The 18,211-nt window shown below is 70.3% G+C and carries 15 protein-coding genes; 8 read left to right on the top strand and 7 right to left on the bottom strand.

The features are described from left to right. Window positions 1-91 precede the first annotated feature (91 nt). Together BJQ95_RS02925 and BJQ95_RS02920 are read left to right on the top strand one after the other, a co-directional pair. On the top strand, window positions 92-853 hold the full coding sequence (locus tag BJQ95_RS02925; protein WP_130178158.1) for a response regulator transcription factor: 762 nt from the start codon (window positions 92-94) through the stop codon (window positions 851-853). Then, window positions 850-2,001, top strand: a complete 1,152-nt coding sequence (locus tag BJQ95_RS02920; protein WP_130178159.1) for a cell wall metabolism sensor histidine kinase WalK — start codon at window positions 850-852, stop codon at window positions 1,999-2,001. Before BJQ95_RS02925 ends, BJQ95_RS02920 begins: the two co-directional genes overlap by 4 nt. Before the next feature lie 18 nt (window positions 2,002-2,019). Here BJQ95_RS02920 and BJQ95_RS02915 read toward each other — a convergent pair whose 3' ends face one another. From BJQ95_RS02915 to BJQ95_RS02890, 6 genes are all read right to left on the bottom strand, one after another. Then, window positions 2,020-3,120 carry an NAD(P)-dependent oxidoreductase gene (locus BJQ95_RS02915; protein ID WP_240694792.1) on the bottom strand — a complete coding sequence of 367 codons (1,101 nt, stop codon included), beginning with the start codon at window positions 3,118-3,120 and terminating at the stop codon, window positions 2,020-2,022. Window positions 3,121-3,143: 23 nt separating this feature from the next. Further along, a complete protein-coding gene (locus BJQ95_RS02910) occupies window positions 3,144-4,601 on the bottom strand; it encodes a DUF5719 family protein (RefSeq protein WP_130178160.1) in 1,458 nt (485 codons plus the stop codon). Next, entirely contained in the window at window positions 4,591-7,677 is a 3,087-nt protein-coding gene (locus BJQ95_RS02905) for a glycosyltransferase family 2 protein (RefSeq protein ID WP_130178161.1), read from the bottom strand. Before BJQ95_RS02905 ends, BJQ95_RS02910 begins: the two co-directional genes overlap by 11 nt. Before the next feature lie 112 nt (window positions 7,678-7,789). Then, window positions 7,790-8,125 carry a WhiB family transcriptional regulator gene (locus BJQ95_RS02900; protein WP_130178162.1) on the bottom strand — a complete coding sequence of 112 codons (336 nt, stop codon included), beginning with the start codon at window positions 8,123-8,125 and terminating at the stop codon, window positions 7,790-7,792. Between the two features lie 148 nt (window positions 8,126-8,273). Beyond that, on the bottom strand, window positions 8,274-9,239 hold the full coding sequence (gene galE, locus BJQ95_RS02895; RefSeq protein ID WP_130178163.1) for a UDP-glucose 4-epimerase GalE: 966 nt from the start codon (window positions 9,237-9,239) through the stop codon (window positions 8,274-8,276). A 50-nt stretch (window positions 9,240-9,289) separates the two neighbouring features. Next, on the bottom strand, window positions 9,290-9,433 hold the full coding sequence (locus BJQ95_RS02890; protein WP_165384959.1) for a hypothetical protein: 144 nt from the start codon (window positions 9,431-9,433) through the stop codon (window positions 9,290-9,292). An 87-nt stretch (window positions 9,434-9,520) separates the two neighbouring features. Here BJQ95_RS02890 and BJQ95_RS02885 point away from each other — a divergent pair, with 87 nt between their 5' ends. Then, window positions 9,521-10,597, top strand: coding sequence for a GlxA family transcriptional regulator (locus tag BJQ95_RS02885; protein WP_130178164.1), 1,077 nt, complete (start codon window positions 9,521-9,523; stop codon window positions 10,595-10,597). On the opposite strand, the gene manA is transcribed toward BJQ95_RS02885, so the two are convergent. Continuing rightward, window positions 10,525-11,808 carry a mannose-6-phosphate isomerase, class I gene (manA, locus tag BJQ95_RS02880; RefSeq protein ID WP_130178165.1) on the bottom strand — a complete coding sequence of 428 codons (1,284 nt, stop codon included), beginning with the start codon at window positions 11,806-11,808 and terminating at the stop codon, window positions 10,525-10,527. The two genes, BJQ95_RS02885 and manA, sit on opposite strands and share 73 nt — an antisense overlap. 125 nt (window positions 11,809-11,933) lie before the next feature. Between manA and BJQ95_RS02875 the strand changes: the two genes are divergently transcribed. The 5 genes from BJQ95_RS02875 to BJQ95_RS02855 all read left to right on the top strand — a co-directional run bounded on the left by BJQ95_RS02875 (window position 11,934) and on the right by BJQ95_RS02855 (window position 18,164). Next, the gene (locus BJQ95_RS02875; RefSeq protein WP_130178166.1) at window positions 11,934-13,112 is read left to right on the top strand and encodes an acyl-CoA dehydrogenase family protein; all 1,179 of its coding nucleotides are present in this window, start codon (window positions 11,934-11,936) and stop codon (window positions 13,110-13,112) included. A gap of 60 nt (window positions 13,113-13,172) precedes the next feature. Then, on the top strand, window positions 13,173-13,961 hold the full coding sequence (locus BJQ95_RS02870; RefSeq protein WP_130178167.1) for a polyprenol monophosphomannose synthase: 789 nt from the start codon (window positions 13,173-13,175) through the stop codon (window positions 13,959-13,961). A gap of 87 nt (window positions 13,962-14,048) precedes the next feature. Beyond that, on the top strand, window positions 14,049-15,530 hold the full coding sequence (locus BJQ95_RS02865; protein ID WP_240694793.1) for an NAD(P)/FAD-dependent oxidoreductase: 1,482 nt from the start codon (window positions 14,049-14,051) through the stop codon (window positions 15,528-15,530). Window positions 15,531-15,534: 4 nt separating this feature from the next. Next, complete coding sequence (locus BJQ95_RS02860; RefSeq protein ID WP_205750145.1) at window positions 15,535-15,978, top strand: SRPBCC family protein; 444 nt, start codon at window positions 15,535-15,537, stop codon at window positions 15,976-15,978. A gap of 260 nt (window positions 15,979-16,238) precedes the next feature. After that, a complete protein-coding gene (locus BJQ95_RS02855) occupies window positions 16,239-18,164 on the top strand; it encodes an HNH endonuclease signature motif containing protein (RefSeq protein ID WP_256041504.1) in 1,926 nt (641 codons plus the stop codon). Window positions 18,165-18,211: the final 47 nt, after the last annotated feature.

Genomic DNA, 18,211 nt, shown 5'->3' with positions numbered 1-18,211 from the left:
CCGGCCGACCGACACTCCGAGGGAAACGTTACGGACCTGTGAAGGATCCGGGCGGGAGGCGCCGGGCGGCCGGAGCGCCTATCCTTCAAGTGTGAACCCAACGCCTGCGACCGGGACCCCGGACATTCCGCGCCGCATCCTGGTCATCGATGACGACCCGACGGTCGCCGAGATCGTGTGCCGCTACCTGGTGGCTGCCGGCTTCATCGCGGACCAGGCGCACGACGGCCACAGCGGTCTCCGCCAGGCCGAGGAGCAGCGTCCCGACCTCGTGGTGCTTGACCGGTTGCTGCCCGCGCTGGACGGCATCGAGGTGTGCCGCCGCATCAAAGCCGCCTGGGAGACGCCCGTGATCATGCTGACCGCGCTGAACCAGGAAGAGGACCGGATCGACGGCCTGGAGGCGGGCGCAGACGACTACCTGGCCAAGCCGTTCTCACCGCGTGAGCTCGTCCTGCGGGTGCAGTCGGTGCTGCGGCGGAGCGTGCCGGAGCCGGTCCGCGGCGGCTCTGTGCAGGCGGGCCCGTTCACGTTGGACCTGGCGGCGCACGAGGTGCGGATGAACGGTGACGCCCTGGTGCTCACGGCCAGGGAGTTCGATCTGCTCGCCCACCTGATCGGCCGCCCCTACCGGGCGCTGAGCCGGGAGGAGCTGCTCAAGTCGGTGTGGGGCTGGGACTTCGGCGACCTGTCAACGGTGACAGTGCACGTGCGACGATTGCGGGAGAAGATCGAGGCCGACCCGACCCGACCGCGGCTGTTGAAGACCGTGTGGGGGGTCGGTTACCGGTTCGACCCTGAGCCGCTGGACGCCGCCCCGTCCGGCGACCAGGATGCCGGGGCGCGCCGATGAACGTCAACGGGCTCGTCAGCGTACTCGTCATCGCTCTGGCCTGCGCCGTCATCGTCGGGACGCTCGGCCTGCTGACCCTGCACCTGCTCGCCAGGTACTCCATGGTGCTGCAACTGGTCGTGGTGGCCCTGGCCACCATCGTGTCGGTGGTGAGCGGGATGGCCGCGGCAGCGTCCCTGATGTACGTGTCCGACCACGACCTCACGGTGTTCTACTTCGTTGCCGCGGTGGCCGGAAGCGTCTCACTGCTGATGGCGGCCCTGCTCGGGCGGTGGATCGCGCGCGACAGCCGGCACCTCACGCTCGCGGCGGCGAGCCTCGGCCGGGGCGAGCCGATCTTAGCGACGGAACGGCACAGCAACACCGAGTTCGCGACCCTCGCCGACCAGCTCGCGGCGACCGGCGCACGACTGCAGGAGTCCAGGGACCGCGAGAGCAAGAACGAGGCGTCCCGCCGGGAGCTCGTCGCCTGGATCTCCCACGACCTGCGCACGCCGCTGGCCGGCATCCGAGCCATGGCCGAGGCCCTTGAGGACGACATGGTCGAGGACCCGGCCCGCTACTACGGCCAGATCCGCAGCCAGGTGGACCGGCTGAACGGAATGGTCGACGACCTGTTCGAGCTGTCCCGGATCACGTCGGGCACCCTGCGGCTGACCATGGCGCGGGTTGCGCTGTACGACCTGATCAGCGACACCGTCGCGGATCTCGGTCCGGTCGCCAGGTCAAAATCGCTCGACCTGCGTTTTGAGGGTGCCATGGGCCTGACGATCCTGGCCGACCCGCGGGAGCTGGCCAGGGCGGTGGGCAACCTGGTGATGAACGCCGTGCAGCAGTCGGCTCCCGGCGGCGCCATCGTGGTGTCGGTCACCGAACACGTCGACGGCCGCGCCGTGATCTCAGTGCAGGACTCGGCCGGCGGCATCGAGCCGGCGGATCTGGGCCGGGTGTTCGAGCCCGGCTGGCGGGGCACCGAACCGCGCACCCCGGACGCCGAGTCCGCCAGCCAGGGCCGAGCGGGTCTCGGCCTGGCCATCGTCGACGGCATCGTGGCGGCGCACCACGGTGAGGTCACCGTGCAGAACACGCCGGGCGGCTGCCGGTTCGACGTGCTGCTGCCGGCGCACCCCGAGCCCGTCGAGGTCTGACCCCCGACCGGGGCCGGCTCAGAGAACGGCCGCCCGCAGCGGTGCCGTGGCGAATTCGCGCATCCCGTCGGCGAAGCTCATCGAGGGGCTCCAGCCGAGTTCGGTGCGCAGCCGCTCTGACGACGCGGTGATGTGCCGCACATCCCCGAGCCGGTACTCCCCGGTCACCACGGGCGCCGGCCCGTTGGCGGCGCTGCTGAGGGCCTCAGCCATGTCGCCGATGGTGTGCACGGTGCCGCTGCCCACGTTGAACGGGCGGAAGGTGCCGGCCGGCGAGCCGTCGGTCCAGTCGATCGCGGCGAGGTTGGCCGAGGCGATGTCCCGCACGTGCACGAAGTCCCGCCGTTGCCGGCCGTCCTCGTAGACCGTGGGCGCCTCGCCGCGCGCCAGGGCAGACCGGAACAGGGACGCGACACCGGCGTACGGGGTGTTCTGCGGCATCCCCGGGCCGTAGACGTTGTGGTACCGCAGCGCGGCCGCCCGGCCAGTGGTGCTGCGGCTCCAGGCTGTCGCGAGATACTCCTGGCCCAGCTTGCTGCTCGCGTAGACGTTGCGGGGGTCCAGCGGGTCGTCTTCTGCGACCAGAACGGGTTCCAGTTGCTCCCCCGTGACGGCATCGGTCGGGTCGAAGCGGCCGGCGTCGAGGTCGGTCGCATTCCGCGGCCCCGGACGAGCGAAACCGGTGGAGCTGCGGTAGCTGCCCTCGCCGTAGACGACCATTGAGGAGGCCAGCACCAACCGGTCGATCCCGGCGGCGGTCATGCCCGCCAGCAGCACCGCGGTGCCGACCTCGTTGCTGTGCACGTAGTCCGGTGCGTCGGAGAAGTCGACGCCAAGGCCCACCTTGGCGGCCTGGTGGCAGACCACGTCGATACCGCGCAGCGCATCCGCGACAGCCCCGGGGTCCGTGACATCGCCGACCACGAACTGGACGCGGGGATCGACGACGGGGAGTCCGCCGTGCACGTCCCGGCGGAGGGAATCGAGCACCCGCACCTGCCAGCCGCGGGCGAGGGCGGCATCGACGATGGCTCCGCCGATGAATCCGGCGCCGCCGGTGACAAGGAGGTGGTGGTCGCCGGCGGGCCCGCCGCCCGGCGCGTTGATGCTCTGGGTCACGGTGGGCTCCTTCTGTGGCGAGGTCAGTGCGAGTAGACCGGGATGGCCGCAGCCAGCGGCCCGATCGGGCTGAGGGTGAACGAGGAGGCTCGGCCGTCGCCAGAGTAGCTGACCGAGGCGGCGATGCCCTCTCCCCCGCTGAGCAGGTAGGTTTCGGAGGCGGCCACGGGCACCACGACGGACTGACCGGCGGCAACGCTGATTTGCACCTCCGCCGACCGGGACGCGGGGGTGAGGGTCAGTTCACTGTCCGACCCGGAGGTGTTGGCCAGGTGCAGGGACGGCGAGGAGCCGCCAGCGACGCTGACCACGAAGTCACCGTCCTGCGAGGCGGCCGCTGACGCCCAGGCGAAGTCGGCGCCGGCGCTGCCGGCCGCCGTGGTGACAGCCGCGGCGACCACGGGCTGGTCGGAGTTCAGCTTGACCGTGTAGTTGCCGGCGACGACGCCGGTCAACGGGATCTCGGTCGCGATGCCGGCCTGGATCTCGGTCTCCAGGGAGGTGCCGGTTGACGTGCCGTCTTCGCTCTGCACGCCGACGCTGACGGTCGCGTCGGTGGTGCCGGGAACCAGGACGCGCACCGTCGGGGTGTCGTCGGACACCGCGCCGACATCGACCGAGGTCTCGGCGGCCAGGTCGGAGACGACGACGCCGGGGATGGTCTGGACGGTCGCCGGGGTGGCCGTCGGCCCGCTGAGCTCGACCCCGCCGGGCTGGATCCCCCTGATCAGGCTCTGCTGGAGGGTCGCGGCGACCTGACCGCCGGTGGCCGTGACGTGCACGACCGGGGATCTGAGGTTGGGGGCGAGCCCCGCGAGGGACACGATCCGCTGGCTCCCCGGCTGCACCAGGATGCCCGTGGAGCCCGGGGCGTCCACCAGGCCGGCTTCGCCGTAGACGGTGAGGTCGACGGAGGCGACGACGGTGGTGGGATTGCTCAGCAGGACCAGGCTCGTGCGGCCGACATCCGTCGACCCGCTCACCAGCCAGGAGTCGCTGGACGCTTCGGTGCAGGCGGCCGCAGCCAAGCCGCCGAGGGTCTCACTGGTCGCGGTCTGCGATTGGGAGCCGGCGACGAGCGGGGCCTCGGTGGCGCCGTCTTCGATGGGCACGCTCAGCACGCTCGGGGCGCCGTCCCGTTCGGCCTGCGAGTTGTCGGCCGCGGCCAGGTCGGTGCGCTTCACCGGCACCTCGTCGGCGTTGGTCCCGGCTCCGCGAGCGGCGTACACCGCGGAGTACGAGCCGACCGAGGTCGCGGCATCCGCCTGCGTGGAATCCTCGGCGAGGGTGAGGAGGGGGCCGGGGCAGACCCGCATCTGATCGCTGGCGACCGGGGTCACCAGGGTGGACGGGGCCTCCCGCACAAGGGTCGGCCACGGCACGATCGCTGCCCCGCCGACGGCGACGACAACGATGCCGATGCCGATCAGGCCGGCGGCGTACCTGGCGCCGAGAACCGCCACTCTGCGCTTAGTTGCCATGGTGAGCATCCTTCGGTCTGCTGGTGTCCGCCTGCACCGGCGGTTCGGCCGGCACCGGCGGTTCGGCCGGGCTCGTCGGCTCGGCCGGGGACGGTGTCGCCGACCGCTCGACGCCGGGGCCGACTCCCTTGGCGCGCCGGCCGACGGGACGTTTCACGCGCTTGGGCCGCGCGGGCTTGGACGGACGGCCTTCCCGGGTGGGCTTGGGCGGTTTGCTCAGCCTGGATGCGCGTCGGATCGCATCCCGGTGCGCCTGCCGGACGGCCTCGCGGCCGGCCCCGGTGGGCACCGAGAGCAGCACGGTCGCGCCGATCACGAACACGGCGATCAGCCCGGTCACCAGGCCGAAAACGCCGCCGGCATTCGCGGGGATCTGCCCGTTGACGGCGGCATCCGTCGGCGCGTCCGAGCGCCACAGCCGACCGAACGCCGTGTCTCCGACGGGCGCGAGGGCCGCGTTGCCGTCGAGGGAGGTCGTGGTGCGCGTGAGCGTGTCGCTGGCCGCTTGGGTGATGGTGGCGGTGTCGCCCCAGCCGACGGGTTCTTCCGCGGCAGGCAGCAGCAGCACGAAGCGGATGCCGAACTTGGCCAGGTCCGCCGACGCGTCAAGGCCGCTCTGCGACGCGAGGTTGCCGGCCAGGGTCGCCAGCTCTTCCTGTTCAGCGGTGACCGTGCCGGCCGTGCTGTTCAGCGTGGACTCGACATCCAACCGCAGCCCGGAGCCGCGGACGATGGTGGCGAGGATGCCGCCATCCGGCTGCGGCACGATCTGCAGGGTGCCGACTCTGGACTCGACGGCGGCCTCGGCGGTCACGAAGGCGGGCTGGCTGCGGCCGATGCCCTCCTCGACGACGGAGGTGCCGAGCGGGAGCGCTGCGGCCAGCGGCAGGGACACCACGGCCAGGGCGATGGCGGTGGCCACGAGCGGCGCGATGGCTATCCGGTGCAGACCCCGGCCGGCGAAGACGACGGCACCGACGAGGCCGAGCCAGTACAGACTGAGGCCGGCACCGGGCCAGATGCCCACGGCTTGCGCGCCAAGCGCCGCCACCGACAGCGAACCGGCCAGGATCGCGGTGCCCAGCCCGAGCAGGGCCGCGACCAGGGCCAGCGCCGCGCCGCGGGCGCCGGGCAGGAGCAACGCCATCAGCGCGAGCACGGCCATCGGGACCAGCAGTAGCGGAATGAGGTATCCGGCCACGGCGGCATCGCCGCCCCACAGCGGCAGCAGCTGTTTCCAGCCGCCGAAGTCGCCGGCCGGGAAGCCGAGGATGAACTGCCAGATCGGCACGACTGTCGTCGGCACCGGAACACCGGGGTCCGCCAGCAGCGCCAACCAGTTGCCGCGCAGGGCCTGGTTCCAGAGCAACGGGATCGCCAGCGCAAGCGCCGGCAACGGGATCCCGACAAAACGCATCACGCTGCGGCCGCTGACGAGCACGCAGATCAGCCAGCCGACCAGCAGCGCCGGGGCGAGGGACGGCGCGCAGGCGACGATCGCGGCGAACAGCAGGGCAGCCGATCCGGATGCCGACCAGGACCGTGCGGCTGCGAAGCCGGCGAAGAACAGCCACGGCAGCAGCAGGTGCACGATGATCGCGGCCGGACGGCCGGCCGCGATCGCGGTGAGGAAGGTGGGCGAGAGCGCCCAGAGCACAGCGGCGATGGCGCGGAGCGAGCCACGGTGGGTGAGCCGGGTGGTGGCCATCCAGGCGCCGATCGCGGCGAGCGGGAGGGCCAGCAGGTAGACCAGTACCAGGGCGAACGACGGCGACCAGAAGCTCAACGTGCCGAGGATCGCGAGAACAACCGCGAACGGGTCGGCCGCACCGGTGAAGCCCAGCCCGATGTCACGCCAGCCGTAGCCGACGTTGGCCCAGAGGTCACCCACCGTCGCCGAGAGCGGGAGCAGGCCGCCGCCGGTGAGCGACTGGGCGCCGAGCAGGGGCGCCACGATCGCGACGCCGACGACGGCGGCGGCCAGCAGGGTCCAGGCCCCGCCGCCGGCGAAGAAGCGCACCTCTGGTCGGTCGCCGCGGGCGCCGGTGAGGGCCGCTTCCCTGGTGAGGGCGTGCCGACGGCGCACCTCGGCGGCCGACACGCGCAGGGAGAAGATCGAGGACCAGCCGAGGGTGCGGGTGGCCGCCAGCCGGCGCCGGGCCGTGCTGACCCGGCCGCCGCGGAAGGCGGCGGCGAACGCCGCCGAGAACTCGCCGAGGATCGCCCCCGGTTCCTTGCGCAGCAGGTCGCCGATGGCGCGGAGGAAGGCGAGGGGGATCAGGGAGATCCAGTGCACCGGCAGCGCCCAGGCCGGGGCGTAGACCAGCCGGCGGTGCAGCTGGGCCGACCGCTCGGCGCGCACCCGGCGCCGGCTGGCGCGTCCGCGGGAGGAGCCGTCGGGTCCGGCCACGCCGTCCCCGGCCGAGCTGACCCGCGCGGCGGCAACCACCGAAACGCGGTAGCCTGCCAGGCGCACCCGCACGCAGAAATCGAGTGAATCGTCAACGATGGGCAAGGCCGGGTCGAAGCCGCCGAGCTTGTCCCAGACGCTGTGACGCACGAGCATACCGCCGGCGCTGACGGCCAGAACGTCACTCATGCCGTCGTGCTGTTCCTGGTCGAGTTCGCTCTCGACTAGCGTGACCGTGGCGCCGTACGGGGTCATCGACTGGCCGAAGTCGTGGATGTAGTCGTCGGCGACCCACTCCATGACCTTGGGTCCGGCCACCGCGACGGAGGGAGCGATCTCGAGCTCCCCGACGAGGTTCTGGAGCGCGCCGACCGCCGGGGCGCTGTCCTGCGCCAGGAGCCAGAGCAGCTGGTGGTCACCGTCCGGCGGGCTCATCACCTGGGTCGCGACGTTGATCGCGGCGCCGAACGACAGGTTGGCGTCCGCTGAAATCAGGTGAGTGGGGCCGAACGCCGCCAGCAGCTCCGAGGTGGTGTCGCCGGAGCCGCAGTCCACAGCAATGACGGTGTCAGGCTGCCGGGTCTGTCGACGAAGGGCCTCGAGAGTTCGCTCGAGGTGCGAGGCGCCGTTTCGGGCGACGATGATGGCGGTGACTCTGGCTTGCATATCAGAAGACAGCCTAGGTCGGTTATCGGTGAAGATCGCTCAACCGGTCGGGCGCGCCCCGAAACCAGCCGACCGACCTCGCGGGCCGACCGGGCTGCCGGCTCGCACCGGATCAGCCCGCGCGCTTGCGGAGTTTGCGTCGCTCGCGTTCGGACAAGCCGCCCCAGATTCCGAAGCGTTCGTCGTTGGCAAGGGCGTACTGCAGGCACTGGGGGCGCACCTCGCAGGACGAGCAGATCTTCTTGGCGTCCCTGGTCGAGCCACCTTTTTCCGGGAAGAAGGCTTCAGGGTCGGTCTGGGCGCACAGGGAATCGGACTGCCAGGCGAGCGGGTTGTCATCCGCGCCCTCGACAATCGACGGTTCCTTGCGAACGCCGGGCACGCCGAGGCGTACAGGATCGACGAACCAGTCCTCAGGCACCCCAGAACGATATTCAGACAACGTCATATCGCCTCCACCCATCAGCTCATGCACGATTTCGCGCTAAAGCTAATTACACCGGTGTAGTTCACTTCCGTCAAGTCGCAGATCGTAAACCCTCAATACGGGCTGGAGGGTTCAGACTCGCCGCGCCTGTCCGAATCGTGTCGTTCGATCAGACGACGGATGCCTGCCGGGATTCCCAGGCGCTCTGCACCATGTCCGCAAGGCTGTGGCGCATCTTCCAGTCCAGGTCTCGCGCCGCCAGCTCGCCCGACGCGACGATGCGGTCGGGGTCTCCGCTGCGACGCGGACCGATGACCGGGGTGAACGCGATGCCGGTGACGGAGGCCACCGTGCTCATGATCTCACCGACCGAGACGCCGTCCCCGCTGCCGAGGTTGTACACCGGCTCGATCGGCAGGCCCTGGTCCAGTCTCCGGGCGGCGGCGACGTGCGAGACGGCGAGGTCGGCGACGTGGATGTAGTCGCGCACGCAGGTGCCGTCGGCGGTGTTGTAGTCGTTGCCGTTGATACGCGGAGTGCGGCCGTCGATGAGGGCCTCGAACACCATCGGGAAGAGGTTGTGCGGGCTGGTGTCGCGGAGCTGGGCACTGCCAGAGCCGACCACGTTGAAGTAGCGCAGCGAGGTGTGCGCGAGTCCGGCGGCGACGGCCTGGTCGCGCAGCAGCCACTCGCCGATCAGCTTCGACTCGCCGTAGGGCGACTCGGGGCTCTTCGGGGTCTCTTCGGTGACGAGGTCGGTGAACGGAGTGCCGTACACGGCGGCGCTGGACGAGAAGACGATGCGGCCGACGCCGGCCTCCTGCATGGCGGCGAGCAGCAGGGCGGTGGCCGTGACGTTCTGCGCGTAGGTGTGCAGCGGCCGGGTCACCGAGACGCCGGCGTACTTGAATCCGGCGACGTGGACGACGCCGCTGATGGTGTGCTCGGCGAACGTCTGGGCCAGCAGCGCAGTATCCAGCAGGGTGCCCTCGACGAACGGGACCCCGGCCGGAACGAAGTCAGCGTGACCGCTGGACAGATCGTCCAGGACGACAACGTCGATTCCCTCGGCCAGGAACGCGCGGACGACGTGGGAACCGATATAGCCGGCCCCTCCGGTTACAAGCCAAGCCATATGGTGCCCCTGCGCTCTCGAGGCAGCCGGATGCTGCCGATTCCCCCACACTATCGTCCGCGGGTGAACGGTTCGGGATGCCGGTTGCGCCGAGCCAGCTCGGCGTCACCGAAGCCATCCGAGCGCACAGCGTGGATGCACGCCACCACGGCCCAAACCGACAGGGCCAGCAAGAAGAACAGGAACAGGATCATGGCACTAACGGTAGGTCTTGCGACTTTCTGCCACGAGTGGCAGAGTTGCCACTTACCGACACATTCCTGCCATCATCCCGGAGAACCATGCTGAAGAAGATCGTCTGCGTCGCCATCCCCGGAATGGCCCCCTTCGAGTTCGGGGTCATCTGCGAGGTGTTCGGAATCGACAGGTCCGCGCACGGCGGTCCGGTCTTCGATTTCCACGTGGTCACGGCCGTGCCGGGGGCCCTGCGCACCAAGATCGGTTTCGATATCGTCGTGCGCGACGACCTGACCGCCGCGGCGGATGCCGACCTGATCGCGATCCCCGCCTACGAGGCCGGCAGTGAGATCCACCCCGACGTGCTCCGAGTGGTGCGGGAGGCCGAGGCGCGGGGCGCCTGGGTGCTCAGCGTGTGCAGCGGCGCCTTCATCCTCGGCGCCGCCGGCATCCTGGACGGCCGGCGCAGCACCACCCACTGGATGTACGCCGACGCCCTCGCCCAGGCCTATCCGAACACCACCGTCGACCCTGACGTGCTCTTCGTGGACGACACCCACGTGGTCACCGGCGCCGGGACCGCCGCCGGCATCGACGCCGCGCTGCACGTGGTTCGCCGGGAACTCGGCGCCGCGGCCGCGAACGTGATCGCCCGTCGCATGGTGGTGCCGCCGCAGCGCGACGGCGGTCAGTCCCAGTTCGCCCAGGCGCCGATCCCCGAACAGCGCAGCGACTCCTTCGCCACGATCACCGACTGGATGCTGCAGAGCCTTGACCAAGAACTCACCGTCGACCAGCTCGCCCGGCGTGCGCTGATGTCGCCGCGCACCTTCGCGCGCCGGTTCAGGGCCGAGCTCGGCACCACCCCGACGGCCTGGTTGAACCGGCAGCGCCTGATCATGGCGCAGCAACTGCTCGAGCAAACCGACGAGACGCTCGACCTCATCGCCGCGCAGACCGGGTTCGGGGCCGCGAGCGTGATGCGGCACCACTTCGTGCGCAGCCTGCAGACCACGCCGACGGCGTACCGCCGCACCTTCGGCGCACGCCGGCCCGCCCCGGACGACCAGGTTCCCGTCGTCGGCGACTCCGGTTCGCACCGACCGGACTACGGCGTGGTGGCCAGGAACACCTCGCCGGAGCCCGCGAAGGTGACGGTGCCCTCGTCCGGGGTGATGTAAACGGATTCTCCCCTGGCCAGCGAGATCGACGACGTTGCACCGGCGACCAGGAACCGGCCGGCGGTGCAGATGGCGATGGCGGGTCCGGTCAGGGTCACCTGCCGCATCGGCACGCCGCCCTGACCGGATTCGGTGGTGGACGCATCCGCCGGCACCGAGATGTGCGCCAGTTCGAAGTCGGGCACGTCGGGTCGGTAGACGGCCACACCGTCGGCCTGCAGCTCGGGGGCCAGGTAGGGCACCGGCAGCGGCGCGAAGTCGAGCACGTCGAGCAGTTCGTCGACGTCGATGTGCTTGGGGCTGAGCCCGCCGCGCAGCACGTTGTCGGAGGCGGCCATCACCTCGACGCCGAGCCCGGACAGATAGGCGTGGATGTTGCCGGCCGGCAGGAAGAGCACCTCGCCGCGCTTCAGCGACACCAGATTGGTGAGCAGGGAGATGACGATGCCCGGGTCGCCCGGGTACGCGGCCGAGAGCGAACGGACCATGTCGAATTCGGCGGCGAAGCTCACCCTCGCGCCGCCTTCGATCAGGAACGCGGCCTGCTCGGCGAGCGTCACCACCCGTTCGACCAGCCAGGACACCTCACCGGTGTCGCCGCCGCGGCCGTCGCGCAGCAGCCAATCGACGACGTCGTGGATCGCCTCGTCACCCACCAGGCGATTCTCCAGGCCCAGCAGTGCCGCGGGCTGCGGGTCATCCATGGTGGCGTCCAGCGCGCGCAGCTCGGCGAGGATGGAGCGGATCTGCCGCGGGTCGCGGAAACCGCACAGCGCCTGGAACGTGTCGCTGAGCGCGAAGATGATCTCCGGCTTGTGGAACGGGTCCCGGTAGTTGCGGTCGGCGGCGTCGATCGGGATGCCGGCGGCGTTCTCGAGCGCGAACCCGGCGGCTGCGCGATCCGGTGACGGGTGTGCCTGCAGGGAGAGCGGGCTGTGGGCGGCGAGGATCTTCATCAGGAACGGCAGCCGCGCCGATCCGGCGTGCGCGGCGCCGAGCGCGGCGGCCGGGTCCCGGTCGATCCATTCGGTGAGGGTGGCCGCTCCCCCGGTGAGTGCGGGGTCGGCGATCACCGAGGGGCTGCCGGGGTGGGCGCCGAGCCAGAGCTCGGCCTCCGGACCGCCGGAGGCCGGCCGGCCCAGGAGCGCGGCGATCGCAGACGGCGAACCCCAGGCGTAATCGCGCGGTGTGTTGCTGATGCCCACAAACATGCATGGCTCCTAAACCTCGGGTTTAGACCAAACTACCAACAGCTTTCGTTCACACGGCGCCCCGTCCTAGGCTGAACGTCCCGGTGCCAAGGCGCGCACCGGGCATCATCGTGCAAGGGAGCCAGATGACCTTCGAACCGCTCAGCAGTGATTTCTTCGGGTACGAGAACCTCCTCGAGGAGGCGGAGAAGGCGGCGCTGGCGCGCATCCGCTCCTATCTCGAGTCGGATGTGCGGCCGGTCGTGAACGGATGCTGGGAGCGGGCCGAGTTCCCGTCCGAGATCATCAAGCCCCTCGGCGCCCTCGGCGCGTACTCGTTCGGCTGGGAGGAAACCCGTCCGTTCGAGAACTCCGCGGTGTTCCGCGGTTTCGTCGCGTTGGAGCTCGCGCGGGTGGACGCATCCGTCGCCACCTTCGTGGGCGTGCAGAACGGGCTCGTCGCCGGGTCGATCGCCGCGTGCGGATCGGCGGCGCAGCGTGCCCTGTGGCTGCCGCGCCTGGCCAGCGGCGAGATCGTCGGCGCCTTCGCCCTCACCGAACCGCTGAGCGGGTCTGACTCCGCGCAGGGGCTGCGGACGACGGCGACCCTGACCGGCGACACCTGGGTGCTCAACGGCCAGAAGCGCTGGATCGGCAACGCCACCTTCTCGGACATCACCATCGTCTGGGCCAAGGACACCGCGGACGGCGCCGTCAAGGGCTTCATCGTGCCGACGGATACCGCGGGGTACACGGCCACCAAGATCGAGGGCAAGATCAGCCTGCGGTCGGTGCAGAACGCCGACATCACCCTGGCGAACGTGGCGGTGCCCGAGCACAACCGGCTGCAGAAAGCGAACTCGTTCCGCGACACCGCCCGGGTGCTGCGCTTCACCCGCGCCGAGGTGTCCTGGGCGGCCGTGGGCCTGGCCATCGGCGCCTATGAGGCCGCGGCGGCCTACGCCGTCGAGCGGGTGCAGTTCGGCAAGCCGATCGGCGGCCACCAGCTGGTGCAGGATCTGCTCGTGAAGAGCCTGGGCAACATCACGGCCAGCCTGGGCATGGTGGTGCGGGTCTCCCAGATGCTCGACGACGGCACTCAGCGTGACGAGCACTCTGCCCTGGCCAAGTCGTATACGACGTCGCGGATGCGGGAGACCGTGTCGTGGTGCCGCGAGCTCTTCGGCGGCAACGGCATCGTGCTGGACTACGACATCGCCAGGTTCTTCGCCGACGCCGAGGCCATCTACTCCTACGAGGGCACCCAGGAGATGAACACCCTCATCGTGGGCCGCAGCATCACCGGTCTGGCCGCGTTCGTCTGAGCGCCGCATCCGTGAGGGTCTCAGAGGGATCGGACAGGCGGACAAACTAAGCTCTTCCGCATGCCAACCACAGCTAACGCCCGCGCTGGCTTCGGAAGTCTGGTGATCATCCCGACCTATAACGAGCTCCAGAATCTGGAGAGCATCGTGACACGCCTACTGGCGGCGACGCCCGGAGCCCACGTTCTGATCGTCGACGATGGCAGCCCGGACGGCACCGGGGAGCTGGCCGACCGGATGGCTGGGGCGGACGACCGGATCAAGGTCGAACACCGCACCGGCAAGCTGGGACTGGGTTCCGCGTACGTCCTGGGCTTCGGGTGGGGGCTTGAGCGGGGCTACGACTACTTGATCGAGATGGATGCCGACGGGTCCCATCCGCCGGAGCGGCTGCCCGACATGATCGGTCGGGTCGCCTCCGGCGCCCCTGGAGCCCCGTCCCTCGCCGTCGGTTCGCGCTGGGTGCCCGGCGGCAGCGTGGTCAACTGGCCCTGGCATCGGCAGCTGCTCAGCCGGGGCGGGAACGCCTATGCCCGCCTGATGCTCGGGCTCGCTCTCAAGGACATCACTGCCGGGTTCAGGGTCTATTCGTCGGCGACGATCGCGGCGATGGACCTCGGGGATGTGTCGTCGAAGGGCTACTGCTTCCAGGTCGACATGACCCTGCGTGTGCTCGACCAGGGCCGTTCGGTCGTGGAATTGCCCATCGAGTTCCGCGAGCGGGAGGCCGGCGAATCGAAGATGAGCCAGGCCATCGTCGTGGAGGCGATGCTGCGGGTCACCCAGTGGGGGGTCAGCCGTCGGGTCGCGAAGCTCCGTTCCGGCCGGTCGCAGGCCACGGTCGGCTGACCGGCCCGGTTCGCTGGACGATGTCGGCGCCCTGCGCGAGACTGTCCCCATGACCACGACGACTGGGCAGCGGATGACGGTGACACGGTGACGGTGCGCCGCGGCGCCCCCGAGGTCGACGCGATCGTGGTCGGCTCCGGACCGAACGGGCTCGCCGCCGCGGTGACGCTCGCCAGGGCCGGGTTGTCGGTGCGCGTCTATGAGAAGTCCGCCAGCGTCGGTGGCGGGGCAGCGACGGCGGAGCTGACCCTGCCGGGCTTCCACCACGACGTCTGCTCCGCCGTGCATCCGCTCGCGCTCGCCTCCGAGTTCTTCGCGCGGTTTCAGCTCGCGGACCGGATCGGGCTGGTCGTCCCTGAGGTGTCCTACGGACATCCGCTGCCGGGCGGCACCGCCGGGCTGGCCTACCGGAGCCTGCCCCGCACCGTCGCCGAGCTGGGCCGGGACGGCGCGGCCTGGAACCGGTTGTTCGCTCCCCTGGTGGCCCGCTCCGAGCAGGTGGCGGAGTTCACCGGCGGGCAGCTGCTGCGGCTGCCGAAGCATCCACTCACCGCGTTCCGGTTCGGGGTGCGAGCGCTGGAGCAGGGCAGCCCGTTCTGGAACCTGCGCTTCTCGGGCGAGGCCGCGCCCGCTCTGCTCACCGGCGTGAGCGCACACACGATCCGGGCGCTGCCGAGCATCGCCACCGCCGGAGCCGGTCTCACCCTGGCCACCTACGCGCACGCCGGCGGCTGGCCGATCCCGGTGGGCGGCAGCGGTGCGATCGTGACCGCGCTGGTGGACGACTTGCTCGCTCACGGTGGCGAGATCGTGACGTCGACCGAGGTGCGACGGTTGAGCGATCTGCCGCCGGCCCGCGTGGTGATGCTGGACCTGACACCGCGGGCGCTGTTGCGGCTCGCCGAGGGTGAGCTGCCCGCCGGGTACGCCCGCCGGCTGCGGGCCTTTCGATACGGCAACGGCGTCGCCAAGGTGGACTTCGCCCTGTCTGATCCGGTGCCGTGGACGGCAGCCGGGCTGCGGGCGGCGGGCACCGTGCACGTCGGCGGCACCCGGGCGCAGATCCGGCGGGCGGAGAACACCGTCGCGCGGGGCCGGCACGCCGAAGACCCGTATGTTCTGGTCTCCCAGCCCAGCGGCATCGACCCCAGCCGCGCCCCGGCGGGCCGGCACACCCTCTGGGCGTACACGCACGTTCCGGGTGGGTCCACCGTCGACCAGACCGAAGCGATCGTGCGGCAGATCGAGCGCTACGCTCCGGGCTTCCGTGACACGATCCTGGCCAGCGCGAGTCGCACCGCGACGGAGGTGGAGCAGCACAATCCCAACTACATCGGCGGTGACATCTCGGCCGGCGAGGTAAGCCTCACCCAGCTCGTGCGTCGGCCGGTCCTCTCCCCCGACCCGTGGCGCACACCGTTGGCCGGCGTGTACCTGTGCTCGTCGTCCACCCCTCCGGGTCCCGGCGTGCACGGGCTGGCCGGCTGGCACGCGGCCCTGAGCGCTCTTCGACACGACCTCGGGGTGCCGACGGCACCCGATCTCTCCCCGACAACCGGAAATAGGTGACACTGTGGCCGAGAACTACCGCACCATGAACTGCCCGCCCGAGAACGTGTTCGCCGTTCTGGCCGACGGTTGGCTGTACCCGAGCTGGGTCGTCGGGGCCTCCCGGATGCGGGATGTCGACGCGGCGTGGCCGACCGTGGGAAGCGCCATCCATCACTCGGTGGGCGTCTGGCCGGCCCTGATCGACGACACGACATCAGTTCTGGAGTGGGACCCGCCGCGGCACGCGCTGTTCAAGGCGCGCGGCTGGCCGATCGGCGAGGCGCACGTGGCCGTGGACGTCAAACCACGCGGCAACGGCTGCGTCGTTCGCATCAACGAGGACGCCACCGCCGGCCCGGGTCGGTTCGTGCCCGCCGCGCTGCGCGGGCCGGCCATCAAGCTCCGGAACGCCGAGACCCTGCACCGCCTCGCGCTCCTCGCCGAGGGCGGCGCCGGGTTCTCCTAGGCGCCCGACCGTGGGTCGATCCGATCCACGCGGCGACCCCGACCGTACAGATCGTGAATCTATCCCGACGACGCCCGCGCCTCGTTGGTCGAGCCTGCTAGAACCCCGCAATCCGATCCCGACAACGCCCCACCCCGTTTGTCGAGCCTGCCGAGGCCCCGCGATCCAGCCCCCATAAATGCAGAAAAAGATTCGAAATTCACCTGTGGAGAAGTTGACATTTCTTCACTATTAACTCTGATTCGTGGGAGAATGGGGTTATGGACGACGAGCTACATGGCTCCACCGCACCGACGGGAACTCCTCCGGCCGGCCCGAATCTCCACGACTGGAACACCGCTCTGGCCGCTCCGGCGCCGGATGCTGCCGGCCCGGATGCCGCCAGCCTGAGTGGCACCACCGACACTGAAGGCGGCCCTGAGTCCGGCCCCGCGGCAGCCGCGCCGCGCCAGTCTCGGGCCCGTACTTCCCGCGGGACCCATCCCGGTCAGCCGCGGAGTGGCCCGAGCGTGGGGCAGCCCGTGTGGCGGGATCCGGCGGAGCTTCCCGGGGTTCAACATGCTCACACGGGTGCGTTCGGTGACAAACTCCGGGTCCTCGAAGACGCCGCGGGGATGGTGCAGGCCGTGCTGGCGTCGATCGACCTGGACGCCCTCAGCGACGCGGAGGTGGTGGCGTTCACCCAGATGGTCGAACACGCCGGGCGGCCCGTGGACGCGGCGCGGATCGGTGCGGCGACCGTGGTCGGCTACCGGTCCCGGCCCGGGCTGGGCCGGGACTCGATGGCCTGGCGGTTGGGCGCGTCACACCAAAACGACCTGCTCACCCGGCTGACCCTCGCGTCACGGCAGGAGATGAAACGGCGCCTGGCGTTGGGCGAGAAGGTCGCCCCGAGAGTCCTGGGCGGTCAGGTCCTCGAGCCGGAGTTCCCCGCGGTCGCCGCCGCGCTCACAGCCGGCGAACTCGGGGTAGATGCAGCGGAGGCCATCGTGAAAGGGCTGACCGACTACAAAGTGCACGGCCGCTTCGACGCCGACCAAGCCGACGTCGAATCCGCCGAGATCACCCTCGTCGAACGGGCCACCGGGTCGGTCTTCGACCGCATCCCCGGCCCTGGCGACCCGAAAACCGGGACGGACTCAGGCCCGGACACCGATACAGGCACGGGCACGGGCACCGACACCGACACAGGCACAGGCACAGGCACAGGCACAGGCACCGACGCTGAGTCCGGCGCTGATGGTTACCGCACCGGGTTCACCGGTCCGATCCGCCGGCTCCGTGACTCCGACGGGTTCACCTACCCGGCCGATGACCTCCGACCCCTGGCCGTTCGGATGCAAGCGCTGCTCAACCCCGACGGGCTCGCCCCGAACGAGACCACCCTCGAAGCCAGATCGACCCTCTCCTTCGGTGAGCTCACCCGGGGCCTCCACCCGCTCCGCGGTGGCGTGACGCCGGAGTTGAAGGGTGTGATCCAGAACCTGTTCAACACCTTCCAATCCGCCCGCTCCGCACCCGCCTTCCCCTCCGCCGAGGAACAACGGCGCATCGAGGCCGGAGAGTTGGTGCCGGGCGAGCTGATCGACGAACGCACCGGCGGCGAAAAGCGCGCCGACATCCTCCGCGGCATCCTGGTCCAGGTCGCCCAAGACCCCCGCACCCCCACCATGGGCGGCATGCCACCCACCGTGATGGTGCACGTGAACGCGGCCGACCTGCTCAAGCAGGCCGGGGTGGGCTGGATCGACGGGGTCGACGGGCCGATCTCGATGAGAACCATCACCCAGATGATCGACAACGGCGGCTTCCAACCCATCTTCTTCGGCAGCACCGGCGCCGTCCTCGGCCTGGGCAGCAAGGCCCGCTGTTTCAGCCCGATGCAACGCAAAATGATCACCGCCAGAGACGGCGGCTGCATCATCCCGGGCTGCGACTGCCCACCCCAATGGACCGAAGTGCACCACGTCACCCCCTGGCAAACCGGCGGCAAAACCACCGTGTCCAACGGGGTGCTGCTCTGCTGGTACCACCACCACACCATCACCACCGCCGGATGGAAGATCCGGATGGTCGCCGGGCTACCCCAGGTGAAAGCACCACCCTGGATCGACCCGACCGGGAAATGGCGCACACCCGAAAAACACCGCGCCCACGACCCCGAAACCCGACGGCACAACGAGTAGACGCGCCATGGCACAGCCGAAGGATCCGGCGCGGTGGGTTCCGGCAG

The organism is Cryobacterium sp. SO1 (genome assembly GCF_004210215.2).
Classification (GTDB): Bacteria; Actinomycetota; Actinomycetes; order Actinomycetales; family Microbacteriaceae; genus Cryobacterium.
This window is presented reverse-complemented; position numbering and strand designations above follow the sequence as displayed.